A 26,247-nucleotide genomic window follows, 5' to 3' on the forward strand; every position below is an offset into this window, starting at 1 on the left:
AGCCGACCACCGGCCGAACCACGCCCCACGCAACCCCGCCGCCGCCCGCCCCACATCAGTCGCGGACCAAGCCCCAGCCGGCCACCGACCGAACCCCGCCCCACGCAACCCCGCGGCCTACTCGACACCGAGGGACCGCAGGCCTGGGCCGCGGCGAAGTGGCCCGCCGCCGCCCGCTCCGCCTCAGTCGCGGGCCAGGCCCAGGCGGGCTCTGAGGCCCGGGCCGCCTCGGTCGTCGTCGGTGGCGGCGACCGCTGCCGCGCCCGCCGTGACCGTCTCGTACACCGACAGGATGTCCGCGCCGACGGTCGACCAGTCGAAGCGGCGGACGTGGGCGCTGCCCCGCTCCCGCAGCTCGGCACGGCGCTCCGGGTCGCCCAGGAGCCGTACGGCCGCCTCGGCCAGCGCGTCCGCGTCCTCGTTGGCGAACAGCTCGCCCGCCGCGCCCTGGTCGAGCACCTGGGCGAAGGCGTCCAGGTCGGAGGCGAGGACGGGGGCGCCCGCCGACATGGCCTCGACGAGGATGATGCCGAAGCTCTCGCCGCCGGTGTTGGGGGCGACGTACAGGTCGACGCTGCGCAGGAAACGCGCCTTGTCCTCGTCGCTGACCATGCCGAGGAACTCCACGCGCGCGTGCAGTTCCTTGGGCAGGTCGGCCACCGCCTCCTCCGCGTCGCCGCGGCCCGCGACCAGCAGCCGGGCGTGCGGCCGCTCGGCGAAGATTTTCGGCAGGGCCTTCATCAGCACCGGCAGGCCCTTGCGGGGCTCGTCGATCCGGCCGACGAAGCCGATCGTGTCGCCCTGCCACTCGGACTTGGGCTCGGCCCGGGCGAAGAAGTCGACGTCGACGCCGTTGGGGATGACGACCGCGTCCCCGCCGAGATGCTCCACGAGCGTGCGGCGGGCGTACTCGCTGACCGCGATCCGCGCGCTGATCTTCTCCAGGGCGGCCTGGAGGATCGAGTACGCGGCGATCATCGCGCGGGAGCGGGGGTTCGACGTGTGGAACGTGGCCACGATGGGGCCCTGCGCCGCCCAGCAGGTCAGCAGGCCCAGCGACGGTGACGTCGGCTCGTGGATGTGGATGACGTCGAACGAGCCGTCGTGCAGCCAGCGGCGCACGCGCGCGGCGCTCAGGAAGCCGAAGTTCAGCCGGGCCACCGAGCCGTTGTACGGCACCGGGACCGCGCGGCCGGCCGAGACGACGTACGGCGGCAGCGGGGTGTCGTCGTCCGCCGGGGCGAGGACGGACACCTCGTGGCCGAGCCGGATGAAGTACTCGGCGAGGTCGCGGATGTGGAACTGGACGCCGCCCGGCACGTCCCAGGAGTACGGGCAGACGATGCCGATCCTCACGCGGTCCCCCCGGGACCGGGGCGCGCGGGGTCGAGATCCGCGCGCCACAACCGCTGAAGCATGTGCCAGTCCTCCGGATGGTCGGCGATGCCCGAGGCGAAGGCGTCCGCCAGCGCCTGTGTCATGACAGACGTCTTCTCCGGCCGCGTACCTGACTGGGGTACCTCGACCGGGGGATGGACGCGGCCCTGCATGACGGGCGAGTCGTCGTACCAGAGCGTGACGGGGAGCAGGAGGGCGTCGGTCTGCTGGGCGAGCAGGGCCGGGCCCGCGGGCATCGTCGCGGTGTCGCCGAAGAAGTCCACCGCCACGCCCGAGGCGGACAGGTCGCGCTCGGCGACCAGGCAGACCAGCCCGCCGTCGCGCAGCCGCCGGGCCAGGGTGCCGAAGGCGGTGCCGCCGCTGTGCGGCAGGACCTCCATGCCGAGGCCCTCGCGGTAGGCGACGAAACGGTCGTACAGGGATTCGGGCTTGAGGCGTTCGGCGACCGTGGTGAACGGCGTCTCCAGCGCGGTGGTGACCCAGGCGCCGGCGAGGTCCCAGTTCGCCATGTGGGGCAGGGCGAGGATGACGCCCCGGTCGGAGGCGATGCCGTCGGTGAGGTGGTGGACGTCCTTGGGGTCGAAGCCGGTCCTGATCCGCTCCTCGCTCCACGCGGGCAGCCGGAACGACTCCATCCAGTAGCGCAGGTACGAGCGCATGCCCGCGCGCGAGAGCTCGGCGAGCCGCTCGGGGCTCGCGTCCGGCACCACGCGCGCGTAGTTGGCCTCCAGCCGCCGTACGCCCTTGCCACGCTTCTTCCAGGCCAGGTCGGCGACGGTCTGCCCGAGGCGCACCGCGGCCGGCTCGGGGAGCTTCTTCACGGTGCTCCAGCCGAGGCCGTACAGCGCGTCGGTCAGGCGCTCCTGGGGGCTCACTTCGCGGCCTCGCTCCCCTGCGAGGCATCGTCCTGCACGGCCGCCGCGGCCTCCGCCTCGGCCGACTCCCGCCGGACCGTGACGACCCGCTGGATCAGCGTGACCAGGCTGCCGACGGCCACGATCCACAGGGCGACGGGCAGCAGGTACTGGATGCCCGGCACGCCGAAGGTGTGCAGCCCCGCGAGCCCGGCCGCGACCAGCGAGACCACCAGGCGTTCGGCCCGTTCGACGAGCCCGTTGACGGCGACCGGCAGGCCGATCGACTCGCCCCGGGCCTTGGTGTACGACACCACCTGGCCGCTGGCCAGGCAGAAGATCGAGACGGCGCACAGGACGTTGTCGTCGCCGTTGCCCGCGTACCAGAGGGCGAAGCCGCCGAAGATCGCGCCGTCGGCCACCCGGTCGAGGGTGGAGTCCAGGAAGGCGCCCCAGCGGCTGGACCGGCCGAGCTGGCGGGCCATGTTGCCGTCGACGAGGTCGGAGAACACGAACAGCGTGATCACGATCGTGCCCCAGAAGAACTCGCCCCTGGGGTAGAAGACCAGCGCTCCCGCGACCACACCGGCGGTCCCGAGCAGGGTGACCGTGTCCGGGCTGACCCCCCGCCGGATGAGAAATGCGGCGAACGGCGTGAGGACACGCGTGAAAAACGCACGCGCGTACTTGTTCAGCATGGCCTTCCCGAGGGTCGGTGTGGCCGCGTGGCCCCTGCTGGCCACCGGCTGGCCCATCGTAGCCACGCGCGCGTGTGTGCGACGGGCGGGCACCCGCACCCCGTGTCACAGCACGACGGCATCCGGGTCACGGCCCGGTCGCGGCGGTCCCCTCCGGCGTGCGGTCCGCCGTATGGACGCGCGGTGACGGGAGTGGAAAGCTCGAAGGACCGCGGGCGTCGCCGGAGCCGCCATCGCACGCGGGGCCGTCGTGCCCGCGCCCCCAAGGACCTCACCGTGCACGGGAGGCAAGAAATGGGCGACAAGGTACACACCCACCCCGGAGCCGCCGGCAGGGCTACGGCGGCCGACCATCCCGCGTCCGTACGGAATGTGGTGCTGGTCGGCCACTCCGGATCGGGCAAGACGACATTGGTGGAGGCTCTCGCGCTGACGGCGGGAGCGGTGAACCGGGCGGGCCGCGTGGAGGACGGCGGCACCCTCTCGGACTACGACGCGATCGAGCACCGGCAGCAACGCTCCGTACAGCTCTCCCTGGTGCCGGTCGACTGGGACGGCATCAAGATCAATCTGCTGGACACCCCCGGATACGCCGACTTCGTCGGGGAGCTCAGGGCCGGTCTGCGCGCCGCGGACGCGGCCCTCTTCGTCGTCTCGGCCTCGGACGGCGTGGACGGCTCGACCCGCATGGTGTGGGAGGAGTGCGCGGCGGTCGGCATGCCGCGCGCCATCGTCGTCACGCACCTGGAGGCCGCCCGCGCGGACTTCGAGGAGCTGACGCCGCTCCTGGCGCAGGCGTTCGGCGGCGACGACCCGGACGCCGTGCTCCCGCTGTATCTGCCGCTGCACGGCGCCGCGGCGCCCGACGGGCACGCGCCCGTGACCGGGCTGACCGGGCTGCTGTCGCGGAAACTGTTCGACTACTCCTCGGGCGAGCGCAAGGAGGCCGAACCGGACGAGAACCAGCTGCCGGACCTGGAGGAGGCCCGCAACCGGCTGATCGAGGGGATCATCGCCGAGAGCGAGGACGAGACCCTCATGGACCGCTATCTCGGCGGTGAGCAGGTCGACGTGAAGACGCTGATCGAGGACCTGGAGCGGGCCGTGGCACGCGGCACGTTCTTCCCCGTCCTGGCGGCCGCTCCCGCCGCCGAGGGCGCCCGGCAGGGCATCGGCACGGTCGAGCTGCTGGAGCTGATCACCAGGGGCTTCCCGACGCCTCTGGAGCGTGCGGCGCCCCAGGTGACGACGGTCGACGGCAGGCCGCGCGAGCTGAAGCTCTGCGACCCGGCCGGGCCGCTGGTCGCGGAGGTCGTGAAGACCTCGTCCGACCCGTACGTCGGCCGGGTCTCGCTGGTGCGGGTCTTCTCCGGCACCCTGCGCCCCGACGAGACGGTGCACGTCTCGGGGCACGGGATGGCCGACCGCGGTCACGAGGACCACGACGTCGACGAGCGCGTCGGGGCCCTGTCCGCGCCCTTCGGCAAGCAGCAGCGGGCACTGACGCACGCCATCGCGGGCGACCTCGCGTGCGTGGCGAAACTCAGCCGCGCCGAGACCGGCGACACGCTCTCCGCAAAGGACGACCCGCTGCTGATGGAGCCCTGGCAGATGCCCGACCCGCTGCTGCCGCTCGCCATCCAGGCGCACAGCAAGCCCGACGAGGACAAGCTCTCGCAGGGCCTTTCCCGGCTGGTCGCCGAGGACCCGACGATGCGCCTGGAGCAGAACCAGGACACGCACCAGGTGGTGCTGTGGTGTCTGGGCGAGGCGCACGCGGACGTGGCCCTGGAGCGACTGCGGGCCCGCTACGGCGTGCAGGTGGACGTCGTACCGCACCGGGTCTCCCTGCGGGAGACGTTCGCCGACCGGTCGGCCGGGCGCGGGCGGCATGTGAAGCAGTCCGGCGGGCACGGGCAGTACGCGATCTGCGAGATCGAGGTGGAGCCGCTGCCGGGCGGGGCGGGCATCGAGTTCGTGGACAAGGTCGTCGGCGGCGCGGTGCCGCGGCAGTTCATCCCGTCCGTCGAGAAGGGCGTACGGGCGCAGGCGGCCAGGGGGGTCGTGGGCGGGCATCCGCTGGTCGACGTGCGGATCACGCTGCTCGACGGCAAGGCGCACTCGGTGGACTCCTCCGACGCCGCGTTCCAGACGGCCGGCGCGCTGGCGCTGCGCGAGGCGGCGGCCGACGCGCGGATCCATCTGCTGGAGCCGGTGGCCGAGGTGAGCGTGCTGGTCGGCGACGACTACGTGGGCGCCGTGATGAGCGATCTGTCGGGGCGGCGCGGGCGGGTGCTGGGCACCGAGCAGACGGCCGGCGGGCGCACCCTCGTACGGGCCGAGGTGCCCGAGATCGAGATCGGCCGGTACGCGGTCGATCTGCGCTCGCTGTCGCACGGCACGGCACGTTTCCACCGGGCGTACGCCCGCCACGAGCCGATGCCTCCGCAGGTGGCCGAGAAGGTCAGGCAACAGGCGGCGGCCGGCTAGCGGTTGGGGCCGCGTGAGTCTCAAGTGACCAGAGGGGAAGGTGATCCTCCGGTTCGGCGGGCGGCTTCGGCCGTCCGCCGACGGATGTCGGTGGCTGGAGATACGCTGATGACCTGATCAACAGGTGTGCGGAGTACGGAAGTCGGGAAGGCCGCAGGAGCGGGATCGCGGCGAGTGGGGGCGGGAATGACCGTGGAGGACTTCTTCGGGCCACAGGTGCCCCGGACGGCTGGAGCGGGGCAGGGCCCGACGCTCGCGCTCGCCTCGGCGGCGTACCGGGACACCCCGATGGAGGAGATCAAGAAGGCCGACAACGAATGGCACCAGTCGACGGTCAACGAGGGCCGCAAGTGGGCGAAGATCTTCCGGCCGAACTTCGGTGAGGCGTACTCCCAGGCGGTGATCGACCGCATGCTGGGCGTCGGCCGCAAGCCGCTCATCCAGTCCTTCGGCAGCGAGCCGCAGGTCGTCGTCGAGCACTGCCTCGCGGCCACCCGCATCCGCCGGCAGCGCGACATCACGCTGACCGGCATCATGCTGCTGTGCGGGGTGCTCTTCCTGCCCGGCCTGCTGGTGTGGCTGCTCGTCTTCCAGCTCCGGGCCGGCATGGCCAAGACGGACAACAAGCGGATGTCCGGACTCGGCACCGGCCTCCTCGTCGCGGTCGCCGCCCTCGCCGTGATCTTCCTGGTCCGGATGCCGTTCACCGGCTTCTGGGGCTGGTACGCGCGGGGCTGCATCGTGGCCCCGGTGGCCGGCTGGTTCCTGGCCCAGCGGGTCTGCGAACGCACCGCGAAGGATCTGCGCGAGCGCTGGGGCGGGCTGCTGTCCGGCGGCAGTATCGGCGCGAAGGTCCCCGAGGCGGTGCCGACCAGCCCCGACCAGGCCGCGGCCGAGCAGCTGCGCCAGTCCCTGGCCCGGCTCAGCGCCGAGCAGCAGTCCAACTCGGTCTTCTACGCAGGCCCCAAGGGCATACTCGGCATGGGCACCCGCTGGGGCTCGTGGTCCCTGGCGGAGGAGCTGACCCCGGTCGACCCCGTGAAGGGCGTCCACGAGTTCCGCAGCTGGACGGTGGTACGCGCCATCCACGAGGAGCTGACGGTGCTGCACCGGCAGCGCCTGAAGACCGGCGGCTTCCCCGAGCCGCAGGTGCGGCACTGGATCGTCACGCATGTCGGCGAGGGCGCCAAGGAGGTCACCCGGCCCGAGGGGACCGACGTCGAGGCGTACCAGGTCAAGCCGCGGGCCGTGGAGGACATCTGCAACGGCAAGCAGTTCGACGGCGGCGACCGTCACTACCTGGGCGTGCAGTGGCCGCATCTGTACAACGGCAGCCTGGTCCTCACCATGATGGTCACGGTGACCGTGCTCAAGGAGACCCTGCGCATCGAGGTCACCGGGCATGCGCTGGGCCCGGTCAACGGTCTGTTCGGCGGCAAGCCGGAGGCCCCCACCAAGGAGGTCGCCAAGACCGTCCGCTTCTGGGAGACGCGGACGATCAAGCTGCCTCTGGTCACCACCGACGAGGTGGTCCGGCTGGCCGCGCGTGCCACGATCAGCTGGTACCCGCCGCTGCTGAAGTGGCTCGGCGGCTCGATCGGTCTGCCCGAGCCGTTCGGCCTGCGGCACGCCTGGGCCGACCAGCCCTGGCGGCACCGCTTCATGGCCGACGACGCGCTGCGCACGGCCACGCCGGTGCTGCGCGCGGTGCACCGGGCCGCGTTCCGGGTCCTCAAGGAGCACGACGTGGACCTGGAGAAGTTCACCTCGCGCTCGTCGGTCATGAGCGGCGGCGTACAGGAAGTGTCCCCGCGCAAGGCCGACACCTACGACGCGTGAGCCTCCGGCGGTCAGGCCGAACCGTGCGGGTGATCCGGGCGGCCGACCCCGGGGGCTGCGCCCCCGGACCCCGCTTCGGCCCTGAAGGGGCCTCGTCCTCAAACGCCGGCCGGGCTGACACTCACGCCGGCCAGGCCTCCGCCAGCATCTTCCGGGTGTCCGCCAGCAGCTGCGGCAGTACGCGCGTGTGGCCGACCACCGGCATGAAGTTCGTGTCCCCGCCCCAGCGGGGCACGAGGTGCTGGTGGAGATGGGCGGCGATGCCCGCGCCCGCCACGGTCCCCTGGTTCATGCCGATGTTGAAGCCGTGCGCGCCGGACGCGGTGCGCAGGGCCGTCATCGCCTGCTTGGTCAGCTCGGCCAGTTCGACGGTCTCGGGACCGGTCAGCTCGGTGTAGTCGGCGACGTGCCGGTAGGGCACGGTCATCAGATGCCCGCCGTTGTACGGGTAGAGGTTGAGCACCGCGTACACGTGCTCGCCCCGTTTGACGATCAGCCCGTCCTCGTCGGATTTCGCCGGGATCGAGCAGAAAGGGCAGCCGTCGTCGGCCCCCGGGCCGGTCGGCTTGTTCTCACCCTGGATGTAGGCCATCCGGTGGGGCGTCCACAGGCGCTGGAACGCGTCCTGCGTCCCCACTCCGATCTGCTGCTCCGGCTCACTCGTCATGCAAGGCAGCATATGGCTTCGCCCGTTCGCGGCGTGTCGCCGGGGCTGGGGGAAAAGCCCGGCGGGCCAAGCTGGCCCGATGGACGAACTCAGCCGTCAGGCCCGCTGGGAGCAGCGCACCGAGCTCCCCCTCGCCTTCGCCTCGCTGGTGTTCCTCGCCATGTACGCGATCCTGGTCCTCGCCCAGGGTCTGCCGGAGGCCTGGCGGGACCTGTGCACGGCGGTGCTGTCCTTCACCTGGGCGCTGTTCGCCGCCGACTACGGGGTGCGCTGGCGGCTCAGCGGCCAGGGGCTGCGGTTCGTCCCCACGCACAAGCTGGACACGGTGGTCGTCCTGCTGCCCCTGCTGCGCCCGCTGCGGGTGGTCAAGGTGTACGAGGCCGTCCAGCACCGGCACGGAGAGCCCCGGCTGTCGCTGTACGCGCGGGTGATCACGTATGCCGGGCTGACGACGGTCCTGCTCGGCTTCGCGTGCTCGCTCGCCGTCTACGACCGGGAACGGGACGCTCCGGGCACCGAGATGCACACCTTCGGGGACGCGCTGTGGTGGGCGTGCGCGACGCTCACCACGGTCGGCTACGGCGATGTCGTCCCGGTCACGACCGGCGGCCGGACGATCGCGGTGGGCCTGATGGCGTGCGGTCTCGCGCTGCTGGGCGCGGTGACGGGCTCGTTCTCGTCGTGGCTGGTCCAGGTGTTCTCCCTGGAGAGCGACCGGGAGAACGGCGGAGGGCCCCCGGAGAGCTGAACTCCCCGGGGGCCCTCCCACGGCCGGATCAGACCTGGGTCCGCTCCTCGACGACCTTCGCGATCTTCGCGATGGCCTCGTCGAACGGGATGCCGTTCTCCTGCGAGCCGTCGCGGTAGCGGAAGGACACCGAGCCGTTCGACATGTCCTCGTCGCCCGCGATGACCATGAACGGCACCTTCTGCTTCTGGGCGTTGCGGATCTTCTTCTGCATCCGGTCGGAGGAGGAGTCGACCTCGACGCGCAGCCCCTGCTTGCGGGCGGCCGCGGCGAACTTCTCCAGGTACTCCACGTGCCCGTCGCCGATCGGGATGCCGAGCGCCTGGACCGGCGCGAGCCAGGCCGGGAAGGCGCCCGCGTAGTGCTCCAGGAGCACCGCGAAGAACCGCTCGATGGAGCCGAACAGGGCGCGGTGGATCATCACCGGGCGCTGCTTGGCTCCGTCGGTGCCGGTGTACTCCAGGTCGAAGCGCTCGGGCAGGTTGAAGTCGAGCTGGATGGTCGACATCTGCCAGGTGCGGCCGATGGCGTCCTTGGTCTGGACGGAGATCTTCGGCCCGTAGAAGGCAGCGCCGCCCGGGTCGGGCACCAGGGGCAGGCCCTGCTTCTCGGCGACCTGGCGGAGGGTCTCGGTGGCCTCCTCCCAGACCTCGTCGGAGCCGACGAACTTCTCCGGGTCCTTCGTGGACAGCTCCAGGTAGAAGTCGGTCAGACCGTAGTCGCGCAGCAGGCCGAGGACGAAGGTGAGCGTCTTGTCGAGCTCCTCCGACATCTGCTCACGGGTGCAGTAGATGTGCGCGTCGTCCTGGGTGAAGCCCCGCGCGCGCGTGAGGCCGTGCACCACGCCCGACTTCTCGTACCGGTACACCGTCCCGAACTCGAACAGGCGCAGCGGCAGCTCGCGGTAGGAGCGGCCCCGCGCGTCGAAGATCAGGTTGTGCATCGGGCAGTTCATGGGCTTGAGGTAGTAGTCCACGCCCTCGTCGAGCTGCATGGGCGGGTACATGCCGTCGGCGTACCAGTCCAGGTGCCCGGACGTCTCGAAGAGCTTCCCCTTCGTCGCGTGCGGGGTGTAGACGAACTCGTAGCCCTCCTCCTCGTGGCGGCGGCGCGAGTAGTCCTCCATCACGCGGCGGACGATGCCGCCCTTGGGGTGGAAGACGGCGAGGCCGGAGCCGATCTGCTCGGGGATGGAGAACAGGTCGAGTTCGGCGCCCAGCTTGCGGTGGTCGCGCTTCTCGGCCTCGACGAGGAAGTCGAGGTACGCCTTCAGCTCGTCCTTGGACGGCCAGGCGGTGCCGTAGATGCGCTGGAGCATGGGGTTCTTCTCGCTGCCGCGCCAGTAGGCGGCCGCGTTGCGCATCAGCTTGAACGCCGGGATGAGGCGGGTGGAGGGCAGGTGGGGACCGCGGCAGAGGTCCTTCCAGCACAGCTCGCCGGTCTTGGCGTCGAGGTTGTCGTAGATCGTCAGCTCACCGGCGCCGACCTCGACGTCCGCGCCGTCGTCGGAGGAGGCGGAGCCCTTGAGGCCGATCAGCTCCAGCTTGTACGGCTCGTCCGCGAGCTCCTCGCGGGCGGCCTCGTCGGTGACGACCCGGCGGGCGAAGCGCTGACCGCGCCGCTGGATCTCCTGCATCTTCTTCTCGATGGCCTTGAGGTCCTCGGGCGTGAACGGCTTCTCGACATCGAAGTCGTAGTAGAAGCCGTCCTTGACCGGCGGGCCGATGCCCAGCTTGGCCTCGGGGAAGATCTCCTGCACGGCCTGGGCCATCACGTGCGCGGTGGAGTGGCGCAGGATGTTGAGGCCGTCCTCGGAGGAGATCTCGACGCCCTCGACCTCCTCGCCCTCGGTGAGCACGTACGACAGGTCCTTGAGCTCGCCGCCCACGCGCGCGGCGATGACGGAACGCTCGCCGGCGAAGAGGTCGGCGGCCGTGGTGCCCGTCGTCACCGTGCGCTCTTCCCGCTCGGAATCGCGTTGGATGATCACACGGACGTCTGACACCGGTCTCTCCTGACTGCAGGTGGGTGCGGCGCCATACCGGGAGCGCGCGCAATAGGGGATCGTACCGACCGCGACCCCCCGACCGCGAAATCAGCCCCTGTCCTCCCTGCCCCGCAGCGGGCTCAGTCCCCGTCGTACTCCCCGCCGCAGGCCTCCTCGAAGAAGTCGAGATGTTCCTGGAGGGACTTCATCAGCCGGTCCCGCTCGGCGTCGTCGACCTGGACGGGTACGACCCCGCAGGCGCCGGTGAGCCTGCGGAAGCCGCCCCGGCTCTCCAGCCGCCCCTGCACCCGTACCGGCAGTCCGACGAGGTGGGCCTGGCCGGCGGTGCGGTAGTCCTCCTCGTCGAGGGTGAGCCGGACGTGCGGGATCTCGGCGCCGGCGAGCACCCGCAGCCGTACGCTGCCCTCTCCGCGCGGCCCCGACCGGCGCAGCCGGACCACGGTGCCGGTGATCCGCACGGACACGGCGGGTTCCTCGCGCAGATAGCGGGCGCCGGCCTCGCGCAGCACGGGCAGGTCGCCGGGCGAGAACTCGACGGGCTCGTTGGTGGCGGCGCAGTCCTCGGGCACTCCGGCGGCCGGGGACCACTCCACCGCGACCCGGGCGCCCTCGGTGCCGCGCACGAGGGCGATCAGCGCGTCGGTGAGCTCACGGCTCGCGCCGGCCTCCACGGCGCCGTCGAAGGCGTCCATGCCGCCGGTGGCCCGCTGGTAGTCGATGGCCTCGCGGACCGCGTAGAGGGCCTGGTGGAGACGGACGGCGAGGGGGCGGATCGCGTCGGCCGGCACGAAGGCGGTCAGCCGGCGCCCGCCGCTCCCGGAGCCGACCAGGACCTGGTCGAGCAGCGCGGACGCGGCCCTGCGGTGCCGGGCTCCGTAGTAGCCGGCCCGCGCGCGGGTGGCGAGCGCGCCGGCGAGGAGCATCTGGCGGGCGGCGCCGCGCAGCTGTTCCTCGACGGTCCAGGGCGCGGCCCCGGCGGGCCCGTGCGGGGTGTCGCGCCACCAGCGGATCTCGTCGCTGGGCACGGCGAGCCCGACGAGCACCTCGCGCGCGGAGGGCGTGCCGCTGCGGGCGAGCGCCTGGAGCGCCTCGCCGAGCAGGTCGTCGCTGTCGGGGAAGGCCCGGCTCTCGGGCACGAGGAGACTCGTGCCGCCCGCGCCGGGCCCGGGTGGGGTCCAGCGGCCGTAGCGTCCGGCGGCGCCGCCGCGCCGCTGCCAGCCGTGCCGGCGCAGCAGGGCGCCGAGGACGGCCGGGTCGACCTCGCCGGGCTCGGGGGCCCGGTCCCAGCAGAGCTCGGGGTGCGGCCGTACCGCCCTCAGGGGCTCGTCGTGGGGCCGGTGGGTCATGGTCTGCCTCCCGTCCCGACCCGCGTCATGATCTCGCACAGGGCCCGGTCGTCGAAGATGCGTGAGGTCGGTATCCGCACGGTGGTCCGGGTCCGCCCGGTGATCGGGTGGCCGGCCAGATTGACCCAGTAGCAGCAGTGCCGCAGGTCGAGGCGGTCGTGTCCGGCGCGCAGCCACTGGTCCTGCGAGCGGGGCACGATCATCACGACCAGGATCTTGTGCACCGACACCGGGGTGCGGGCGAGCTTGCGCAGGTGGTCGTTGTCGAGGGTGAAGGAGAAGAACCGGCCCGGCGGACCGGGCGGGATCTGGTAGGTGGCCTTGAGCTGCACCTTGATGGTGACCTCGTCGTCCACGGTGTGCCCGGGGGCGCTGTGACTGACGTGCCAGTCGATGCCGTTGTCCGGGAACGGCTGGGACAGCGAGCAGCCGGCGGCCGCCGCGACCGCGTGCAAGTACCCGACCTGCAGTGTCTCCATGCAGGCGGTGGTGGCGAGTGTGCCGCGATGGGGGCCCGTCTGTTCGGGCAGCAGCCCGCCCCGCTCGGGCTGCGCTATCGCCATGACCAACTGCCTTCCACGACAAGTGAGATGCCCGGAACCGGGCCGAGTGAAATCGAATGGAATACCGAGTGAATCCCGCCGCGGGCCGCTGAACTGCAAAGACCCGTACTCCTGTTGTGTCCTTCCGGCGTAGTGCGCAAACAGCCCGGGTATCACCAAACGGGCAGAAGACGGTGCGTCAGCTGCCGTGGGTGAACGAGGGGTTGTGTTGGTATGTCGTACTGGTACGAGGGCCCGCTGGCCGCTTTCGACACGGAGACGACGGGCGTCGACGTGGAGGCCGACCGGATAGTGTCGGCCGCCCTCGTCGTCCAGGACGCGCCGGGGGTACGGCCGCGGGTGAGCCGCTGGCTGGTGAACCCCGGCGTGCCGGTGCCCGCCGAGGCGACGGCGGTGCACGGGCTGACGGACGACCATCTCCAGCGCAACGGCCGCTGGCCGGCGCCGGTGATGTTCGAGATAGCCGAGCTGCTCGCCGAACAGGCGGCGGCGGGACGGCCGTTGGTCGTGATGAACGCGCCGTTCGATCTGACCCTGCTGGACCGCGAGCTGCGCCGGCACCGGGCCTCGTCGCTGGGGCACTGGCTGGAACCGGCGCCGCTGCGGGTGCTGGACCCCCGGGTGCTGGACAAGCATCTGGACCGCTACCGCAAGGGCCGGCGCACGCTGACCGACCTCTGCGGGCACTACGGCGTGTCGCTGGCCGACGCGCATGACGCGGCGGCGGACGCGCTGGCCGCGCTGGAGGTCGTGCGGGCCGTGGGCCGGCGCTTCTCGGCGCGGCTGGAGCGGCTCTCCCCCGCGGAGCTGCACGCGCTCCAGACGACGTGGTTCGCGGCGCAGGCGCGCGGCCTCCAGGCGTGGTTCGCGCGCAGCGGGAACCCGGAGACGGTGGACACGTCCTGGCCGGTCCGCCCGGACCTGCCGGCGGCGGCCTAGCCGGGCCCGGCATGCGAAGAGCCGGCCCGCGATACGCGGACCGGCTCTTTCCCGGTGGGCGATACTGGGTTCGAACCAGTGACCTCTTCGGTGTGAACGAAGCGCTCTCCCACTGAGCTAATCGCCCGGGAACGGACTGAACAATACAGGTCCCCGCAGGCTTCCTTCAAACCGCTTCCAGCCGGGCCGCCAGGGCGCGCCGCCCGGCCCGCATCATCAGCCGGTGATTGGCCCGGAACAGCGCGCGCCCGGGCACGGCGAACCGTCTGAGCAGCGGCTTGTGCACCTCGACCACCTGCTCGTAGCGGGCGAGCGTGCCGGGGCCGCCGGCGGTGAGCGTCCAGCGGGCCCAGCCCTCGATGTCGCCGGACATCGCGATCTCCAGGACGCCCGCCGCCGGATCGCGCAGCGTCTCGCGCGCGGTGAACGTGATGTCGTACGGCAGGAGCGAGCGGATGCGGACGACCCCGGTGGTGTCGTCGAGCCGGTTCACCTCACGGACCTGGCGCCACCAGCGCGGATAGTCCTCGGCCCGCTCCAGCTCGGCGTACACGGCGGCGGGCGGTGCGGGCAGGGCCCACAGGCTGAGGAAGCGGTAACGGGTCCAGTCCATGGGCCGAGTGTGCCGGTACGGGGGTCCGCCGGACGGCATTTGAGTACGGTCTGAGTACCCGTACGCATGCCGTGCGAAAGTGACGCGCCCCACACTCCTGGCATGACGTCCCTTCCGCCCCCGGCCGAGGAACTGCGGATCCTCGATGCCGAGCTGTACCGACTGGACGCCCGGCGCGCCCAGTTGCTGGCCCGACGGGCCTGGCTGGTCTCCGTGCTCCAGCCGGTACGGCCCCTGCCCGCGCCGCTTTCCCCCTCTCCCCGTCCGGAGACCACCGCACCCGGTGTGCAGAACGTCCTGCTGCTGCTCGGCGGGGTGCTGCTCACCGTGGCGGCGATGGTGTTCACCCTGGTCAGCTGGGGCCATCTCGGCATCACGGGCCGCTCCCTGGTGCTGGGCGGGGTCACGCTGGCCGTGCTGGGCGCCCCGGTGGCGCTGCTGCGGCGCGGGCTGCGCTCGACCGCCGAGTCCGTCGCGGGGCTCGGCCTCGCCCTCACGGTCCTGGACGCCTACGCCCTGTACGAGGCCGCGTTCGCCACGGCGGACGGCGTCACGTACACGGCTCTCGCCTCGACGGTGCTCGCGGCGCTCTGGGCGACGTACGGCACGGCCCTCGGCGGGCTGCGGCTGCCCCGTCCGGCCGCCCTGGTGGCCGGCCAACTCCCGCTGCCGCTCTGGGTGGTGGCGGCGGACGGCGGGCCGTACGCGGTGACGGCGGCGCTGCTGCTGACGGCGGCGGGAGACGCCGCGGTCGCACTGCGGGTGTCCGCGCGGCCCCTGCGGCCGGTCGCCCTGGTGTGCGCCCTCGCGGTGGGCGGCTGCGGCGTGCTCGCGTCCGCCGTGCTCTCGCTGGACGCGTCCGGTCCGGGCGCCGCCGCCCGTGCGGCGGCGCTCCTCCTGCTCGCGGCGGCCATCGCCCTGGCTGTCGCGCGGTTCACTCCGGTCGCCACCGTCGCCATGGGTACGGCGACGGCGGCCGGGCTGTGCGCGGTCGCCGGGGCCGGCGGTGTCCTGCGGGTGTCGCTGCCCGGCGCGTGGGTCGTGCCCGCGTATCTGGCCTGCGGGATCGTGCTGCTCTCGGTCGCGCGGGGCACGGCGCCGGTCCGCCGGGGGCTCGCCCTGGCCTCGTACGCCGTGCAGGGCGGCGCCGTGCTGTGGGCGGTGCCCGCGGCGGGTGTCGCGCTGCTGGGACCGGCGGTGTGGCTGGGCCGTGTCTGGGCGGGAGCGCCCGAGGACGCGCGGACGGCGGTGACGGCCGACGCGGTCTGGCCGCCGCACGCGGCCACCGCTCCCCTGGTCCTCGTCGTGGTCGCCGCGCTGCTCGCGGCCCGCGGCGACGCGCGGTGGCGTCCGTACGCGCTCGTGCCGGCCTGGGCGGCGGCGATCGCCCTCCCGGCCGCGCTCGCCCTGCCCTACCCGGCGGGCCTGTCGCTGCTCGGGCTGCTGGTCGCGGCGCTGCTGTGGCGCGGCACTCCCCTGGCCGCCGGTCTCGCCGTGGCCACCTCGCTCAGCCTCGGCCTCCTCTCCCTGGCCGCCGAGCCGGCCACCCTCGGCGTCCTGGCCGCGCTGACCGCCGTGTTCGCGGCGGCCGCCCGGCGCGGACGGCCCGCCCCGGTGCCGGCCGCCGCTGCCCTCGGGTACGCCACGGCACTGGCCTGCGCGGTGGGCGCCTCGGCCGGCTGGCGGCCCGAGCACATCGCCCTGCTGGTCCTGGTGGTCCCGGCGACGGCCGCCCTGCTCGCGCCCCGGATCGCCGACCCCGCCACCACGCTCACGGTGGAGATCACGGGTGCCGTCGCGGGCCTGGTCGCGATCGGCCTGGCGCTCCCCGACCTGCCCCTGCTCGCCCTGGTGCTGTCCCTGTGCGCGGTGATCGCCGCGGGCACGGCCGTCCGTCCGGACCGGCGCCGCGTGGGCCACGCGGCCGTCGTCCTGTTCGTCCTGGCCGCCTGGGTGCGGCTGGCGGCCTGGCAGGTGGGCGTCCCGGAGGCGTACACCCTGCCGGTCACCGTCCCCGCGCTGCTGGTGGGCGCGGTGCGCCGGCGCCGTGACCCGCGGTCCTCGTCCTGGACGGCGTACGGCCCCGGCCTCGCCGCCACCCTCCTGCCGAGCCTGGCCGCGGCCTGGGGCGACCCGGAGTGGACCCGCCCCCTGCTGCTGGGCGCGGCCGCGCTGCTGGTCACCCTCCTGGGCGCCCGGCACCGGCTCCAGTCGCTCCTGGTGCTCGGCGGCTCGGTGCTCGTCCTGGACGCGCTGCACGAACTCGCCCCGTATCTCGTCCAGGCCGCCGACGCGCTCCCCCGCTGGGTGCCCCCCGCCCTCGCCGGACTGCTGCTGCTCGTACTCGGGGCGACGTACGAGCGGCGGCTGCGGGACGTCCGGAAGGTGCGGGAGGTCCTGGGGCGGATGAACTGAGCGCCGGTTACGGCATCTTGTCGCCGAGGAGGGCCAGGTTCTCGATGGCGGCGAGGCCGTAGAGAGCGGTGTCGTTGGTGGACACCCAGGCGGCCTCGCTGCCCGCGACCAGGGCGGCGGGGCCGCTGACCTGTTCCGTCTTCCACGGCGAGGACTCGGTGTAGCCGTCGGAGCTGTAGAACTTCGTCCACGCCCGCTTGGCGAGCGCCTCGTCGCCGGTCTGCACGGCGGCGTACGCGTCGAGGCGGGAGTGGCCCTGGAACAGCAGCAGGGTGCCGAAGTTGGAACCGTAGCGCGCCGCCTGCTCGGCCTTGGTGGCGTTGAAGTAGCGGCAGTAGTCGAAGTAGGCCGCGTTGAAGGCCGGGATGTCGACGAGGTGGATGAGCTCGGCGCACAGTTCGTTGAGGCCGAAGACCGCGGACAGATGGGAGACGCCGACGACCGGGGTGGTGGCCACGGCGAACTTCCCGGTGTCGAGGTCGTACAGGCCGCTGCCCTGGACGAAGCCGTTGGGCTGGGCGGCGATCGTCTCCATCGTGGACAGCACGCGCGCCCTGGCCTTCTCCCACTTGGGGCCCTTGCGCTCCCACTCGGTGAGCCACGCCGAGACCAGACCGCTCCAGTCGGTGCCGAAGCCGATCGACAGGGCGTGCCGGTCGGGGGTGTACGGCTCGGTGCGGATCTTGCGCAGCGGGTCCAGGGCGAGGAACGTCTCGTCGGAGTCGACGTTGGCGTGCATGAGGTCGCCGACGCGTTCGTCCGCGGTGAGGAAGTAGTAGTAGCGGCGGTAGGTGGTGTTGGCGATGCGCTGCTGCTTGGCGCTGTCGGCGTAGTGCTGGACCCCGTGCCGGGTGCCCAGGCCCGCCCACTGGCCGATGTGGTAGACGTCCACCTCGCCGGTGTGCCGGGTCATCGCCTCGGCGAAGCGGAAGATGTCGGCGCGGCCCGAGCGCAGGTACGCGAACCAGAGCCAGAGGTCCGGGGACAGCTCGGAGTTGTCCCAGGCGTAGCCGCCGATGTCGTACCGCCACTGGTGCCGGACCGTGTCGTAGGTGTGCATGATGTCGCCGTAGTCCCAGAAGCCGTACCAGCGGCGCTGCTCCACCTGGCCCTTGTAGTAGGTGAAGAGGAAGTCGAGGTGGTCCTCGATCTTCGCCTTGGCGGGGGTGGAGCGGTCCGGCTCGGAGTACAGGCCCGGGCCGAAGACCTTCGCCTTGACGAGCTGCTTCGGCGGGGCGGCGAGCTGCGGGAGGACCCGTACGGCCTCGACCTGTTCGGCGAGCCGCGCGGGGGTCGGCGTCGACTCGTTGGCCCAGAACAGCAGTTCGGAGGTACGGGCGATCCCGTAGGGGGTGCCGAACTCCGGCTCGTAGTCCTCGTAGGTGATGTTGAGGCCTTCGAGCTGTTCGGCGAAGGTGTCCTGGCCCATGCCGTCGTGGTAGAAGCGCAGGTCCATGGGCTGGGCCTCGGGGGACCAGAGCCAGAGGGTGACCTCGGCGGCGTCGGTGTGCGCGTCGCGGATGTCGAGCTGGGAGGGGTGCCGCTCCCAGAAGTCCCGGAGCCCGAAGGAGAATCCGCCGCCCGCCCCGCCGACGTACCCGAAGCCGGAGGCCCGCCCGCCGCCGCCGGCGCCGATCCAGCCGTGCCCCTTCTTGGTGCGCTTGCGCAGGGTGAAGCCGTCGGCGGAGAGCTGGGAGAGGGTGTAGTCGCCCCACTCGGGGATGTACTGCAGACGGGTGGTGACCCGCTGGTCCCAGGTGGCGGGGTCGGGCAGCTTCTCCCCCGCGTACTGGGCGGCCTGCACGGCGGCGCCGGGGTCGCGGCGCAGACCGGTGATGCCCTTGACGGCCTCGCGCAGCAGACCGGTGCCTTCGCCGCCGATGCGGATGTGGCGGTCGTACGACGCGTCGCGCATCGGCACGGTGAAGCGGACCCCGAGCCCGCGGATGAAGTCGCCGGAGGCCTTGCCGGGCTCCTGGGTGCCGTCGTACGTGATCGTGTGGACCATACGGAAGGAGTCGGCGCCCGCGTAGAAGTAGAGGCGGATCGAGAACGGCAGCCAGCTGCGGCTGCCCTTGCGGTGCTTGCCGTCGATGCGGACGACCGCGCGAACCGGGCCCTCCTGCTCGACGGTGACCTCGCCGATGGCGCCCTCGAAGCGCTCGGTCCTGACCGTGCCCTGGTCCTCGTCCTCGATCTCGGGCTGGCGGATCAGGACCAGCCGCCCGTTCCTGGCGATCTCGGTGGAGCCGCGCTTGACGGACTTGACGAGCGAGGCGCCGTCCTTGCCGATCTTCACCGTGATGACACCGGTGGAGACGTCGATCGTGCCGCCGCTCCGGTCGACGGTGACCTTCTTGTCGGGTGCGGCGGGGGCGCCGGCGGCGAGGGTGAGCTTGCCGGAGCCCTGGCTGACGGCGTGCGCGGTCCACTTGAGGGAGCCGTCCGGCCAGTAGGCGATCGGCCAGGACTGGACGGGGACGTCCTTGCCGTCGGCGTCCGTCAGCGCGAAGGTCTGGTCCTCCTGGAACGCGCCCATCGGCCAGGGCACGCCGAGCGTGGAGCCGGGGGCGGCGCCGAGGCCGCCGTCCTCCAGCCAGTCCAGGGTCACCGGATCCGCGTCGGCCGCCGCGGCCCGGGGCGCGGCCTCGGCGTCCCTGGTCCCGAGCGCCCAGGAGAACTGGGCGGCGGCGCCGGCGACGGCCGCCGCCTTGAGGAGGGACCTGCGGGGGATGGGAGACATCGTCTTTCCTTTCCCGAGTCTGACGGGTCAGCTGATCAGGGGCATGACAGGGGGAGGTGCGGCGCCACCGGAGGGGACGCCGACCTCGGGGGTTCAGCGGGTGCGCCGGCGCTCCTCCACGGCGACGGCGGCGGCCACGACCGCCCCGAGCACCGGGACGGCCAGCGGGGCGACCACCCAGCCGGACAGGGCCACGACGGCCAGTCCGGCGACGAGCAGAAACGATCCGGCCGGGTCGCGCACGGTCCGCCGGGCCGCCTCGGCGAGCAGCGTGCGCCAGGACCGGCCCGGCTCCCACACCGCCGCCGCGCGCAGCCCCGCCACCACGAGCCCGAGCAGCGCGAACAGCCCCACGGCCCCGACGAGCGGCCCGCCGGGGATCCCGGCCCGCGCGGCCTGGACGTCCACCCGGACCGCGGCGGCCGCGGCCCAGCCGGCGACGCCGACGAGCCAGCCGCCGCGCAGGGCGGAGCGGAAGTCGGCGGCGAACTCCCGCAGCCCGCCGTCCTCGTGGCGCGTACGGCGCCGCAGATGCCGGGCGCCGGCCGCGAGGGCCGCGGGGTAGGTGACGAGGCCGAGGCAGGCCACGGCGATCCACACGCCGGTGAGCAGCGTCTCGGCGAAGAGCGCGAAGCGCTCGCCGAACACGGACGCCTTGCGCGCCTTCACTCGTGCCCTCACCCGTGCTTGCGCCATGGCGACCGCCTCAGCCCTTTCACTCAGTTCACTCGGTTCACTTCAGTCCGGACGTGGCCATGCCGTCGATGAGATAGCGCTGGAAGGCCATGAAGAAGGCGATGACCGGCACCAGTGCCACCAGCGACATCGCGATCATGCTGCCGTAGTCGGAGATGCCCTCCTGGTCGCGGAACATCATCAGACCGAGCGAAACGGTGTACTTGGAGGGGGTGTTGAGGTAGATCAGCGGCCCCATGAAGTCGTTCCACGCGTTGATGAAGGTGAAGATGGCACTGGTGATGAGGGCGGGGCGGCACAGCGGCAGCACGACGGACCAGTAGATCCTCAGGTGTCCGCAGCCGTCGAGCCGGGCGGCCTCGTCCAGCTCGCGCGGCAGCCCGCGCATGAACTGCACCATCAGGAAGACGAAGAACGCCTCCACGGCCAGGAACTTGCCCGCCACGAGCGGCACCAGGGTGTCGATCAGCTCCAGTTTGCGGAACAGCACGTACTGCGGGATGAGCAGGACGTGGTACGGCAGCAGCAGCGTGCCGATCATCAGCGTGAACAGCAGGTTCCGCCCGGCGAACCGGATCTTGGCGAAGGCGTACGCGGTCAGCGAGCTGGACAGGACCACACCGACCACGGCGAGGACGGCGTACATCAGCGAGTTCATGAAGAAGCTGCTGACGGAGATGCCGGAGATGCCGTCGGCGAGACCGGAGAAGTTCGCCCAGACCGGCTTGGTGGGCAGCAGGTCGATGCTGGCGACGATGTCCTTGCTCGGCTTGAACGAGGCGCCGAGCACCCAGATCACCGGGTACAGGACGACCGCGAGGACGGCGAGCGCGCCCAGGTGCCAGGCGATCGAGCCGCCGCGCCGCCGCTCGTTCGCGGTGCGCGCGACAGGGCTGGTGGCGGTGGTCACTTGGCGGCCTCCTCGTAGTGCACCCACTTCTTCTGCGACCAGAACAGGACCGCCGTGACGAGCGCCACCGCGACCACCAGCGTCCAGGCCATCGCGGAGGCGAAGCCCATCTGGGCCTCCTTGAAGCCCTTCTGGTAGAGGTAACAGGTGTAGACGAGGGTGGCGTCGGCGGGCCCGCACCGGGTGTCGGAGACGACGTACGCGGAGCCGAACACCTGGAACGCGTGGATGGACTCCAGCAGCACGTTGAAGAACAGCACCGGGGAGATCATCGGCAGCGTGATGTTCCAGAACCGCCGGACGGGTCCGGCCCCGTCCATCTCGGCCGCCTCGTACAGCTCCTGCGGGACCTGCTTGAGACCGGCCAGGAAGATGACCATCGGCGCGCCGAACTGCCAGATGCTCAGGGCCACCAGGGCGTAGAGGACGTAGTCCGGATTGCCGATCCAGCCGCCCACGTCGAGGCCGAAGATCTTCTGCGTGCGGTCCACGATCGCGTCGTCCGAGAACAGCGCCCGCCAGACGAAGCCGACGGAGACGCTGGCGCCGATGAGCGAGGGCATGTAGAACGCGGCCCGGTACAGGCCCTGCCCCCGCCGCTTCTGCGCGAGCAGCAGCGCCACGCCGAGCGCCAGCAGCAGCTTCAGCGGGGTGGCCACGACGACGTACTTCAGGGTGACCTCGACCGACTTCTGCCAGCGCGGGTCCTGGAACATCGTCGTGAAGTTGTCGAGCCCGACCCACTTGGGGGGCGTGAAGAGGTTGTAGCTGGTGAACGCGTAGTACAGCGACGCGATCATCGGCCCCGCCGTGAGCAGCAGGAATCCCGCGATCCACGGCGACATGAAGAGATAGCCGGCGAGGTTCTCGCGGCGCCGCCCGCGGCGCCTGGCGGCGGGAACGGCGGACCGTTTCCCGGCCGGGCGTGCGGGCGCTTCCTTGACGAGCGTCATGGTGGTACGTCCCCTCAGCCCGCGAACGCGGCCTTGGCCTCGCTGAACAGCGCCTTCGCGGCGTCGGCCGGCTTGGTCTTGCCCTGGGCGACCTCACCGCCGATGCGCAGGAAGGCCGCCTCGACGACATCGGTGCCGGACGGGTGCGGGGTGATCTTCCCGAGGACGCCCGCCTTGGCGACCTCCTCCTCGTACGCCTTGACGCCCTTGTTGTTGTCGTCGGTGGGGACGAAGGCGTCGTACTGCTCGGTGGTGGAGAGGATGCCGCGGTCGTAGCCCATGATCTTGCCGACCTCCGGGTCGTGGACCATGAAGTCGATGAACTGGGCGACCTCCTTCGGGTGCTTGGTCCCGGAGAAGCCGCTGAGCATCAGCGAGCCGAGGTACTGGCCGGTGTCCTTGCCGTCGGTGGTGGGGATCGGTGCGAGCCCGTAGTCCGACTCGCCCTCGCCCTCGTAGCGGATCGAGAAGTTGTCCCAGGTGAACTCGGAGGCGGCGAGCCCCGCCGAGAGGCCCGACTTGGGGTTGACCTGTTCGATCTTCTTCGGGTCGGCGACGAGCCCGGACTTCACCCGCTTGTAGCCGTCCTCCCACCACTGCGTCAGATCGTCCTCGGTGAAGCCGAGGGCGGAGTCGGTGAAGAACGCCTTGCCGTTCTGGCGCAGATACAGGTCGTAGAGGTACATGATGCTGAAGTAGCCGGTGTCGCCGGCGATCTTCAGCTTGTCCTGGATCGTCTGGAGCGCGGCGAAGTAGTCGTCCCAGGTCCAGCCGAACTTCGCCTCCACCCCGGCCTTCTTGAAGGCGTTGAGGTCGATGACGAGCGCCATGGTGTTGGCGCCGACCGGAATGCCGAGCTGCTTGCCGTCGACCTGACCGTTCGCCAGAACACCGTTGCGGAAGTTGTCCAGGCTCAGGTTCCCGGCGTCCGCCTGCGCCTTGAGATCCAAGAGAACGCCGCGCTTGTCGTACTTGCGCAGGAAACCGACCGCATTCTGGAAAACGTCCGGCGGATTTCCACCGGAGGCCTGGGTCTGGAACTTCTCCCAGAACGCCGCGTAGTCGGTGAATTCAGGCTTGATTTTGATCTTCGGGTACTTCTTCTCGAAGAGCGCGATCGTCTTCTTGATGGCGATGGTGCGCGGCTCACCACCCCACCAAGCGTAACGCAGTGTCACCGTTCCGTCCCCGGAACTGCCACCGCCCCCACCGCACCCGGTCGTCGCGGCCAGCCCCAGCGTTGCCGCAGTCGCCCCGGCCGCCTTCAGGATCGTTCGCCTCTCAACATTCCTGCTGGTTCCCACAGTCGGGCCCTCCCCGCGGCGTCGTCGCCGCTGCATGAATCGTTTCAAGAAAGCGCTTGCTGGCAAAAGGTACGAGGGGGTTGAGGGAGCGTCAATGATTCGGACAGGAATTTCTTGTGAGGGGGCGAGGCGGGGACGGTGGCCGACGACGCGTCAAGTCGCTTCTGGGACGGGGAAGTTGCAGGTGAGCGGGGTGCGTTCGGGATGCCGGACCGGAGGTGGGGGTGAGGAGAACGGCCCGAGCGACGGAAATCCGCCTGGGTGGGGATGGGGCGTGAGTGGGGGGCGGGGTGGTGGGTGGGGTGGAGGGAGGCTGCTGGGGCGAGGGGGCGGAGGGGCGGGTCGGCAGGGGTGGCGGCGGGAGGGGGTGGCGGGGTCTGGGGGTGGCTCCCGGGGCTCGGGGAGGGCGTGACGGGGAGGGGGGTGGGGGTGGTGCGGGGCTGAGTCGGGGGCGGATGGGGGGTGGGTGGGTGACTGCGTACGGTCACGCTGGGGGCGGGGAGGGGGTGTGTGGCGTGCGTGTGCTGAGCGTGTGCTGTGCGTGCGGTGTGCGTGCGGTGTGTTGGTGATGCTCGTGAGGGGGTGGGACATGGGGGGCGCGGCCGAGGCCGGGTTTGCGGGTGCGACGCCGGGTGCGCGGCGGGAGTGCCTGGTGGCAGTGGGCCGACTGGGGCTACGCGGGGAGTCGGGGCGGGGGCGCTGGGGGGACCTGGGGTTGGCCGGAGGAGGGGGGCCGGGGAGGGCTGGAGGCTGCGATTCTGGTGGTCGTCCGGCTCGGCGGACGTGGGCTGAGCTGCACCGTCCGGCTTGGCGGACGTGGGCTGAGCTGCACCGTCCGGCTTGGCGGACGTGGGCTGAGCTGCACCGTCCGGCTTGGCGGACGTGGGCTGAGCTGCACCGTTCAACTTGAGTTGCGCCGCGCGGTCTGACGTACGGCGGAGACGGCGGTGGGTACGGGCCTGCGGCGCGGCCTGACGGGTCAGGCCCGGCCTGACGGGCGCGGCCCGGCCTGACGGGCGCGGCCCGGCCCGGCCGGTGGAACCGGCGGCCCTGGCCGAGGACGCCTGAGCCGAGCTGACCTGAGCTGACCTGCGTGGCACGGCCGGCTCGTAAAGGTGGCAGCCTGACCCAAGACACCCGGCCCGCAGAGCTCGGGGCCTGGCCCATCACACCTGGACCGGCCGACCTGCGCCTCACCGCCGACCCGCGGAGATGGCACGTCACCCATCACACCCGAACCGACCCGACCCGACCCGCGCACCACGGCCAGCACGCAGAGCTCACGGCCTGGCCCATCACACCCCGACCGGCCGACCTGCGCCTCACGGCCGACCCGTGGAGATGGCAGCCCGGCTCATGGCGTCTGAAGTGACCTGACCTGCGTGGCTTGGCCTGCGGGGGGGGCAGCCTTGGCCGATGGCGTATGTGCGCTGAGCTGTGGCTCAGGGGGCGGCGCGCGGGATCCGGGCGGGGCGCGGGGTGGGGTCCGGCCCCTGTCGCCGCGACGGGGCGGCGCCCTGGCGCGAGGTGCTGGCCGCGGGAGGGGGCCGGAATGCGTCTGGGGGTGTTCGCGTGGCGGAAACGACGTTGGCCCGTCTGCACTGTGTCAGACGGGCCAACGTTCCGGGGTGGGCGATACTGGGTTCGAACCAGTGACCTCTTCGGTGTGAACGAAGCGCTCTTCCGCTGAGCTAATCGCCCGGACGCAGGAAGAACATTACCCCATGTCAGGCGGTGCCTGTGACCACGGCAGCCCGGCTCCCCCGCCCCCGCGGCCGCTCACTGGTCCTTGATGTTCCAGGGCATCTCGAAGCCGAACTTCCACACGTAGATCCCCATGAGCACGCCGATGATCACGAGGCCGATCGAGGTGAGGACGATGTTGCGGCGGCGCACCTTGGGGTCGAGCGCGCGGGCGGTCGCCTCGGTGACCTTGCGCTTGGTCCAGCGCAGCACCAGCTGGGCCCAGACGAACTCGGTCGCCCAGATCGCCATGCCGCCGAAGATCACGATCCAGCCGGGCCCGGGCAGCGGAAGCATGATGATGCCGGCCACCACCACGGCCAGGCCGATCACGAAGACACCGACCTGCCAGCTCAGGTGCAGCACGCGGCGCGCCTTGACGAACTCGGGCGCCCGGGAGCCGAGCCCCTGCTCCTGAGGCGCCTCTCCCTCCCCGCCCACGTTCGCTCCGTTCGCCGCCACGGCTACCTCGCCAGGCTCGTTACTCCCCGTATTCATACGGCCAGACCCTACCCGAGAGATTCAAGTCACCGGAATGGTGGTACTTCGCGAACAGGCTCTCGGCCGGAAGAGTTACGTAAAGGCACGCAAAACACTCAGAGGGGTTTACAACGGCACCGTAGGTGGCATGTCGATTTCGCCGACGTGCGAATCCCCGAGCGCACACTGAGCGAAAGGCCCTGGCGCTTATGAACACCACGGTCAGCTGCGAGCTGCACCTGCGCCTCGTTGTGTCGAGCGAGTCCTCCCTGCCTGTCCCCGCAGGCCTGCGGTACGACACGGCCGACCCCTACGCCGTGCACGCCACCTTCCACACCGGAGCCGAGGAAACCGTCGAGTGGGTGTTCGCCCGCGACCTCCTCGCCGAAGGCCTGCACCGGCCGACCGGCACCGGCGACGTCCGTGTCTGGCCGTCCCGTAGCCACGGTCAGGGCGTTGTCTGCATCGCCCTGAGTTCTCCCGAGGGCGAGGCCCTGCTCGAGGCCCCGGCGCGGGCCCTGGAGTCCTTCCTGAAGCGGACGGACGCGGCCGTGCCTCCCGGCACGGAACACCGGCACTTCGATCTCGATCAAGAGCTCTCGCACATCCTGGCGGAAAGCTAGGGCGGGGCTCATACCGAGCTGCCCGGCGCCGTCCACTCGGGGAGACGGCTCGGGCGGAAAACAACCGCACAGGGAACACGTCGACGCCGCGCCACGGTCCATCGTGGGGCGGCGTCGGCGCGCGCGGGGCCGTACGGGGCTCGGATGCGCCGCGGTCCCTAGAGGGGCACCAGGGGCAGCGCCCCGGTCGCTCTCGGGGGCAGTCACCGGCCGCCCG

At 71.7% G+C, this 26,247-nt stretch carries 20 protein-coding genes and 2 tRNA genes; 6 read left to right on the forward strand and 16 right to left on the reverse strand.

Annotation, left to right across the window (positions count from 1 at the left end; genetic code table 11):
• Positions 1-183: 183 nt before the first annotated feature.
• From ABZ490_RS26695 to pgsA, 3 genes are read right to left on the reverse strand one after another with little or no spacing between them, the layout of a single operon-like run.
• Positions 184-1,356 carry a glycosyltransferase family 4 protein gene (locus ABZ490_RS26695; protein WP_358994788.1) on the reverse strand — a complete coding sequence of 391 codons (1,173 nt, stop codon included), beginning with the start codon at positions 1,354-1,356 and terminating at the stop codon, positions 184-186.
• Complete coding sequence (locus ABZ490_RS26700; RefSeq protein ID WP_358994791.1) at positions 1,353-2,273, reverse strand: phosphatidylinositol mannoside acyltransferase; 921 nt, start codon at positions 2,271-2,273, stop codon at positions 1,353-1,355. The genes ABZ490_RS26695 and ABZ490_RS26700 overlap by 4 nt, the downstream gene beginning before the upstream one ends.
• A complete protein-coding gene (gene pgsA / locus ABZ490_RS26705) occupies positions 2,270-3,007 on the reverse strand; it encodes a phosphatidylinositol phosphate synthase (RefSeq protein ID WP_358995157.1) in 738 nt (245 codons plus the stop codon). The genes ABZ490_RS26700 and pgsA overlap by 4 nt, the downstream gene beginning before the upstream one ends.
• A 237-nt stretch (positions 3,008-3,244) precedes the next feature.
• Here pgsA and ABZ490_RS26710 point away from each other — a divergent pair, with 237 nt between their 5' ends.
• The gene (locus tag ABZ490_RS26710) at positions 3,245-5,440 is read left to right on the forward strand and encodes an elongation factor G-like protein EF-G2 (RefSeq protein ID WP_358994794.1); all 2,196 of its coding nucleotides are present in this window, start codon (positions 3,245-3,247) and stop codon (positions 5,438-5,440) included.
• 186 nt (positions 5,441-5,626) lie between these two features.
• On the forward strand, positions 5,627-7,279 hold the full coding sequence (locus ABZ490_RS26715) for a hypothetical protein (RefSeq protein WP_358994797.1): 1,653 nt from the start codon (positions 5,627-5,629) through the stop codon (positions 7,277-7,279).
• Positions 7,280-7,400: 121 nt separating this feature from the next.
• On the opposite strand, the gene ABZ490_RS26720 is transcribed toward ABZ490_RS26715, so the two are convergent.
• Positions 7,401-7,958, reverse strand: coding sequence for an HIT domain-containing protein (locus ABZ490_RS26720; RefSeq protein WP_358994800.1), 558 nt, complete (start codon positions 7,956-7,958; stop codon positions 7,401-7,403).
• A 67-nt stretch (positions 7,959-8,025) separates the two neighbouring features.
• Here ABZ490_RS26720 and ABZ490_RS26725 point away from each other — a divergent pair, with 67 nt between their 5' ends.
• The gene (locus ABZ490_RS26725; protein ID WP_358994802.1) at positions 8,026-8,694 is read left to right on the forward strand and encodes a potassium channel family protein; all 669 of its coding nucleotides are present in this window, start codon (positions 8,026-8,028) and stop codon (positions 8,692-8,694) included.
• 28 nt (positions 8,695-8,722) lie between these two features.
• Here ABZ490_RS26725 and thrS read toward each other — a convergent pair whose 3' ends face one another.
• The 3 genes from thrS to ABZ490_RS26740 all read right to left on the reverse strand — a co-directional run bounded on the left by thrS (position 8,723) and on the right by ABZ490_RS26740 (position 12,611).
• Positions 8,723-10,699, reverse strand: a complete 1,977-nt coding sequence (gene thrS, locus ABZ490_RS26730) for a threonine--tRNA ligase (RefSeq protein WP_358994805.1) — start codon at positions 10,697-10,699, stop codon at positions 8,723-8,725.
• A gap of 122 nt (positions 10,700-10,821) precedes the next feature.
• Entirely contained in the window at positions 10,822-12,048 is a 1,227-nt protein-coding gene (locus ABZ490_RS26735; protein ID WP_358994808.1) for a hypothetical protein, read from the reverse strand.
• Complete coding sequence (locus tag ABZ490_RS26740) at positions 12,045-12,611, reverse strand: DUF4365 domain-containing protein (RefSeq protein ID WP_055633424.1); 567 nt, start codon at positions 12,609-12,611, stop codon at positions 12,045-12,047. Before ABZ490_RS26740 ends, ABZ490_RS26735 begins: the two co-directional genes overlap by 4 nt.
• A 213-nt stretch (positions 12,612-12,824) precedes the next feature.
• On the opposite strand from ABZ490_RS26740, the gene ABZ490_RS26745 reads away from it, so the two are divergent.
• Positions 12,825-13,550, forward strand: a complete 726-nt coding sequence (locus ABZ490_RS26745) for a 3'-5' exonuclease (RefSeq protein WP_358994811.1) — start codon at positions 12,825-12,827, stop codon at positions 13,548-13,550.
• Between the two features lie 55 nt (positions 13,551-13,605).
• On the opposite strand, the gene ABZ490_RS26750 is transcribed toward ABZ490_RS26745, so the two are convergent.
• Both ABZ490_RS26750 and ABZ490_RS26755 read right to left on the reverse strand, forming a co-directional pair.
• Positions 13,606-13,677 (reverse strand) — tRNA-Val (locus ABZ490_RS26750).
• Positions 13,678-13,716: 39 nt separating this feature from the next.
• Complete coding sequence (locus ABZ490_RS26755; RefSeq protein ID WP_358994814.1) at positions 13,717-14,163, reverse strand: SRPBCC family protein; 447 nt, start codon at positions 14,161-14,163, stop codon at positions 13,717-13,719.
• 102 nt (positions 14,164-14,265) lie between these two features.
• Here ABZ490_RS26755 and ABZ490_RS26760 point away from each other — a divergent pair, with 102 nt between their 5' ends.
• Positions 14,266-16,578, forward strand: a complete 2,313-nt coding sequence (locus ABZ490_RS26760) for a hypothetical protein (protein ID WP_358994817.1) — start codon at positions 14,266-14,268, stop codon at positions 16,576-16,578.
• A gap of 7 nt (positions 16,579-16,585) precedes the next feature.
• On the opposite strand, the gene ABZ490_RS26765 is transcribed toward ABZ490_RS26760, so the two are convergent.
• From ABZ490_RS26765 to ABZ490_RS26795, 7 genes are all read right to left on the reverse strand, one after another.
• Entirely contained in the window at positions 16,586-19,321 is a 2,736-nt protein-coding gene (locus ABZ490_RS26765) for a Tat pathway signal sequence domain protein (RefSeq protein WP_358994821.1), read from the reverse strand.
• Between the two features lie 93 nt (positions 19,322-19,414).
• Complete coding sequence (locus tag ABZ490_RS26770; protein WP_358994824.1) at positions 19,415-20,017, reverse strand: hypothetical protein; 603 nt, start codon at positions 20,015-20,017, stop codon at positions 19,415-19,417.
• Positions 20,018-20,054: 37 nt separating this feature from the next.
• Entirely contained in the window at positions 20,055-20,927 is an 873-nt protein-coding gene (locus tag ABZ490_RS26775; protein WP_358994827.1) for a carbohydrate ABC transporter permease, read from the reverse strand.
• Positions 20,924-21,880 carry a sugar ABC transporter permease gene (locus tag ABZ490_RS26780; protein WP_358994830.1) on the reverse strand — a complete coding sequence of 319 codons (957 nt, stop codon included), beginning with the start codon at positions 21,878-21,880 and terminating at the stop codon, positions 20,924-20,926. The genes ABZ490_RS26775 and ABZ490_RS26780 overlap by 4 nt, the downstream gene beginning before the upstream one ends.
• Positions 21,881-21,894: 14 nt before the next feature.
• Complete coding sequence (locus ABZ490_RS26785; protein WP_358994833.1) at positions 21,895-23,184, reverse strand: extracellular solute-binding protein; 1,290 nt, start codon at positions 23,182-23,184, stop codon at positions 21,895-21,897.
• 1,629 nt (positions 23,185-24,813) lie between these two features.
• A tRNA-Val gene (locus ABZ490_RS26790) sits at positions 24,814-24,885 on the reverse strand.
• Between the two features lie 78 nt (positions 24,886-24,963).
• Positions 24,964-25,425, reverse strand: a complete 462-nt coding sequence (locus ABZ490_RS26795) for a TIGR02611 family protein (protein WP_358994837.1) — start codon at positions 25,423-25,425, stop codon at positions 24,964-24,966.
• Between the two features lie 191 nt (positions 25,426-25,616).
• On the opposite strand from ABZ490_RS26795, the gene ABZ490_RS26800 reads away from it, so the two are divergent.
• Positions 25,617-26,030: an SsgA family sporulation/cell division regulator gene (locus ABZ490_RS26800; protein ID WP_004002642.1), complete on the forward strand. Its 414-nt coding sequence runs from the start codon at positions 25,617-25,619 to the stop codon at positions 26,028-26,030.
• Positions 26,031-26,247: the final 217 nt, after the last annotated feature.

Source organism: Streptomyces sp. NPDC005811, assembly GCF_040630405.1.
Lineage (GTDB): Bacteria > Actinomycetota > Actinomycetes > Streptomycetales > Streptomycetaceae > Streptomyces.

Coding starts and splice junctions, on each gene's coding strand:
- ABZ490_RS26715 (WP_358994797.1), top strand. CDS start 5,627: ATGACCGTGGAGGACTTCTTCGGGCCACAGGTGCCCCGGACGGCTGGA.
- ABZ490_RS26770 (WP_358994824.1), bottom strand. CDS start 20,017: ATGGCGCAAGCACGGGTGAGGGCACGAGTGAAGGCGCGCAAGGCGTCC.
- ABZ490_RS26795 (WP_358994837.1), bottom strand. CDS start 25,425: ATGAATACGGGGAGTAACGAGCCTGGCGAGGTAGCCGTGGCGGCGAAC.
- ABZ490_RS26720 (WP_358994800.1), bottom strand. CDS start 7,958: ATGCTGCCTTGCATGACGAGTGAGCCGGAGCAGCAGATCGGAGTGGGG.
- ABZ490_RS26780 (WP_358994830.1), bottom strand. CDS start 21,880: ATGACGCTCGTCAAGGAAGCGCCCGCACGCCCGGCCGGGAAACGGTCC.
- ABZ490_RS26800 (WP_004002642.1), top strand. CDS start 25,617: ATGAACACCACGGTCAGCTGCGAGCTGCACCTGCGCCTCGTTGTGTCG.
- ABZ490_RS26745 (WP_358994811.1), top strand. CDS start 12,825: ATGTCGTACTGGTACGAGGGCCCGCTGGCCGCTTTCGACACGGAGACG.
- ABZ490_RS26765 (WP_358994821.1), bottom strand. CDS start 19,321: ATGTCTCCCATCCCCCGCAGGTCCCTCCTCAAGGCGGCGGCCGTCGCC.
- ABZ490_RS26760 (WP_358994817.1), top strand. CDS start 14,266: ATGACGTCCCTTCCGCCCCCGGCCGAGGAACTGCGGATCCTCGATGCC.
- ABZ490_RS26710 (WP_358994794.1), top strand. CDS start 3,245: ATGGGCGACAAGGTACACACCCACCCCGGAGCCGCCGGCAGGGCTACG.
- ABZ490_RS26740 (WP_055633424.1), bottom strand. CDS start 12,611: ATGGCGATAGCGCAGCCCGAGCGGGGCGGGCTGCTGCCCGAACAGACG.
- pgsA (WP_358995157.1), bottom strand. CDS start 3,007: ATGGGCCAGCCGGTGGCCAGCAGGGGCCACGCGGCCACACCGACCCTC.
- ABZ490_RS26735 (WP_358994808.1), bottom strand. CDS start 12,048: ATGACCCACCGGCCCCACGACGAGCCCCTGAGGGCGGTACGGCCGCAC.
- ABZ490_RS26725 (WP_358994802.1), top strand. CDS start 8,026: ATGGACGAACTCAGCCGTCAGGCCCGCTGGGAGCAGCGCACCGAGCTC.
- ABZ490_RS26755 (WP_358994814.1), bottom strand. CDS start 14,163: ATGGACTGGACCCGTTACCGCTTCCTCAGCCTGTGGGCCCTGCCCGCA.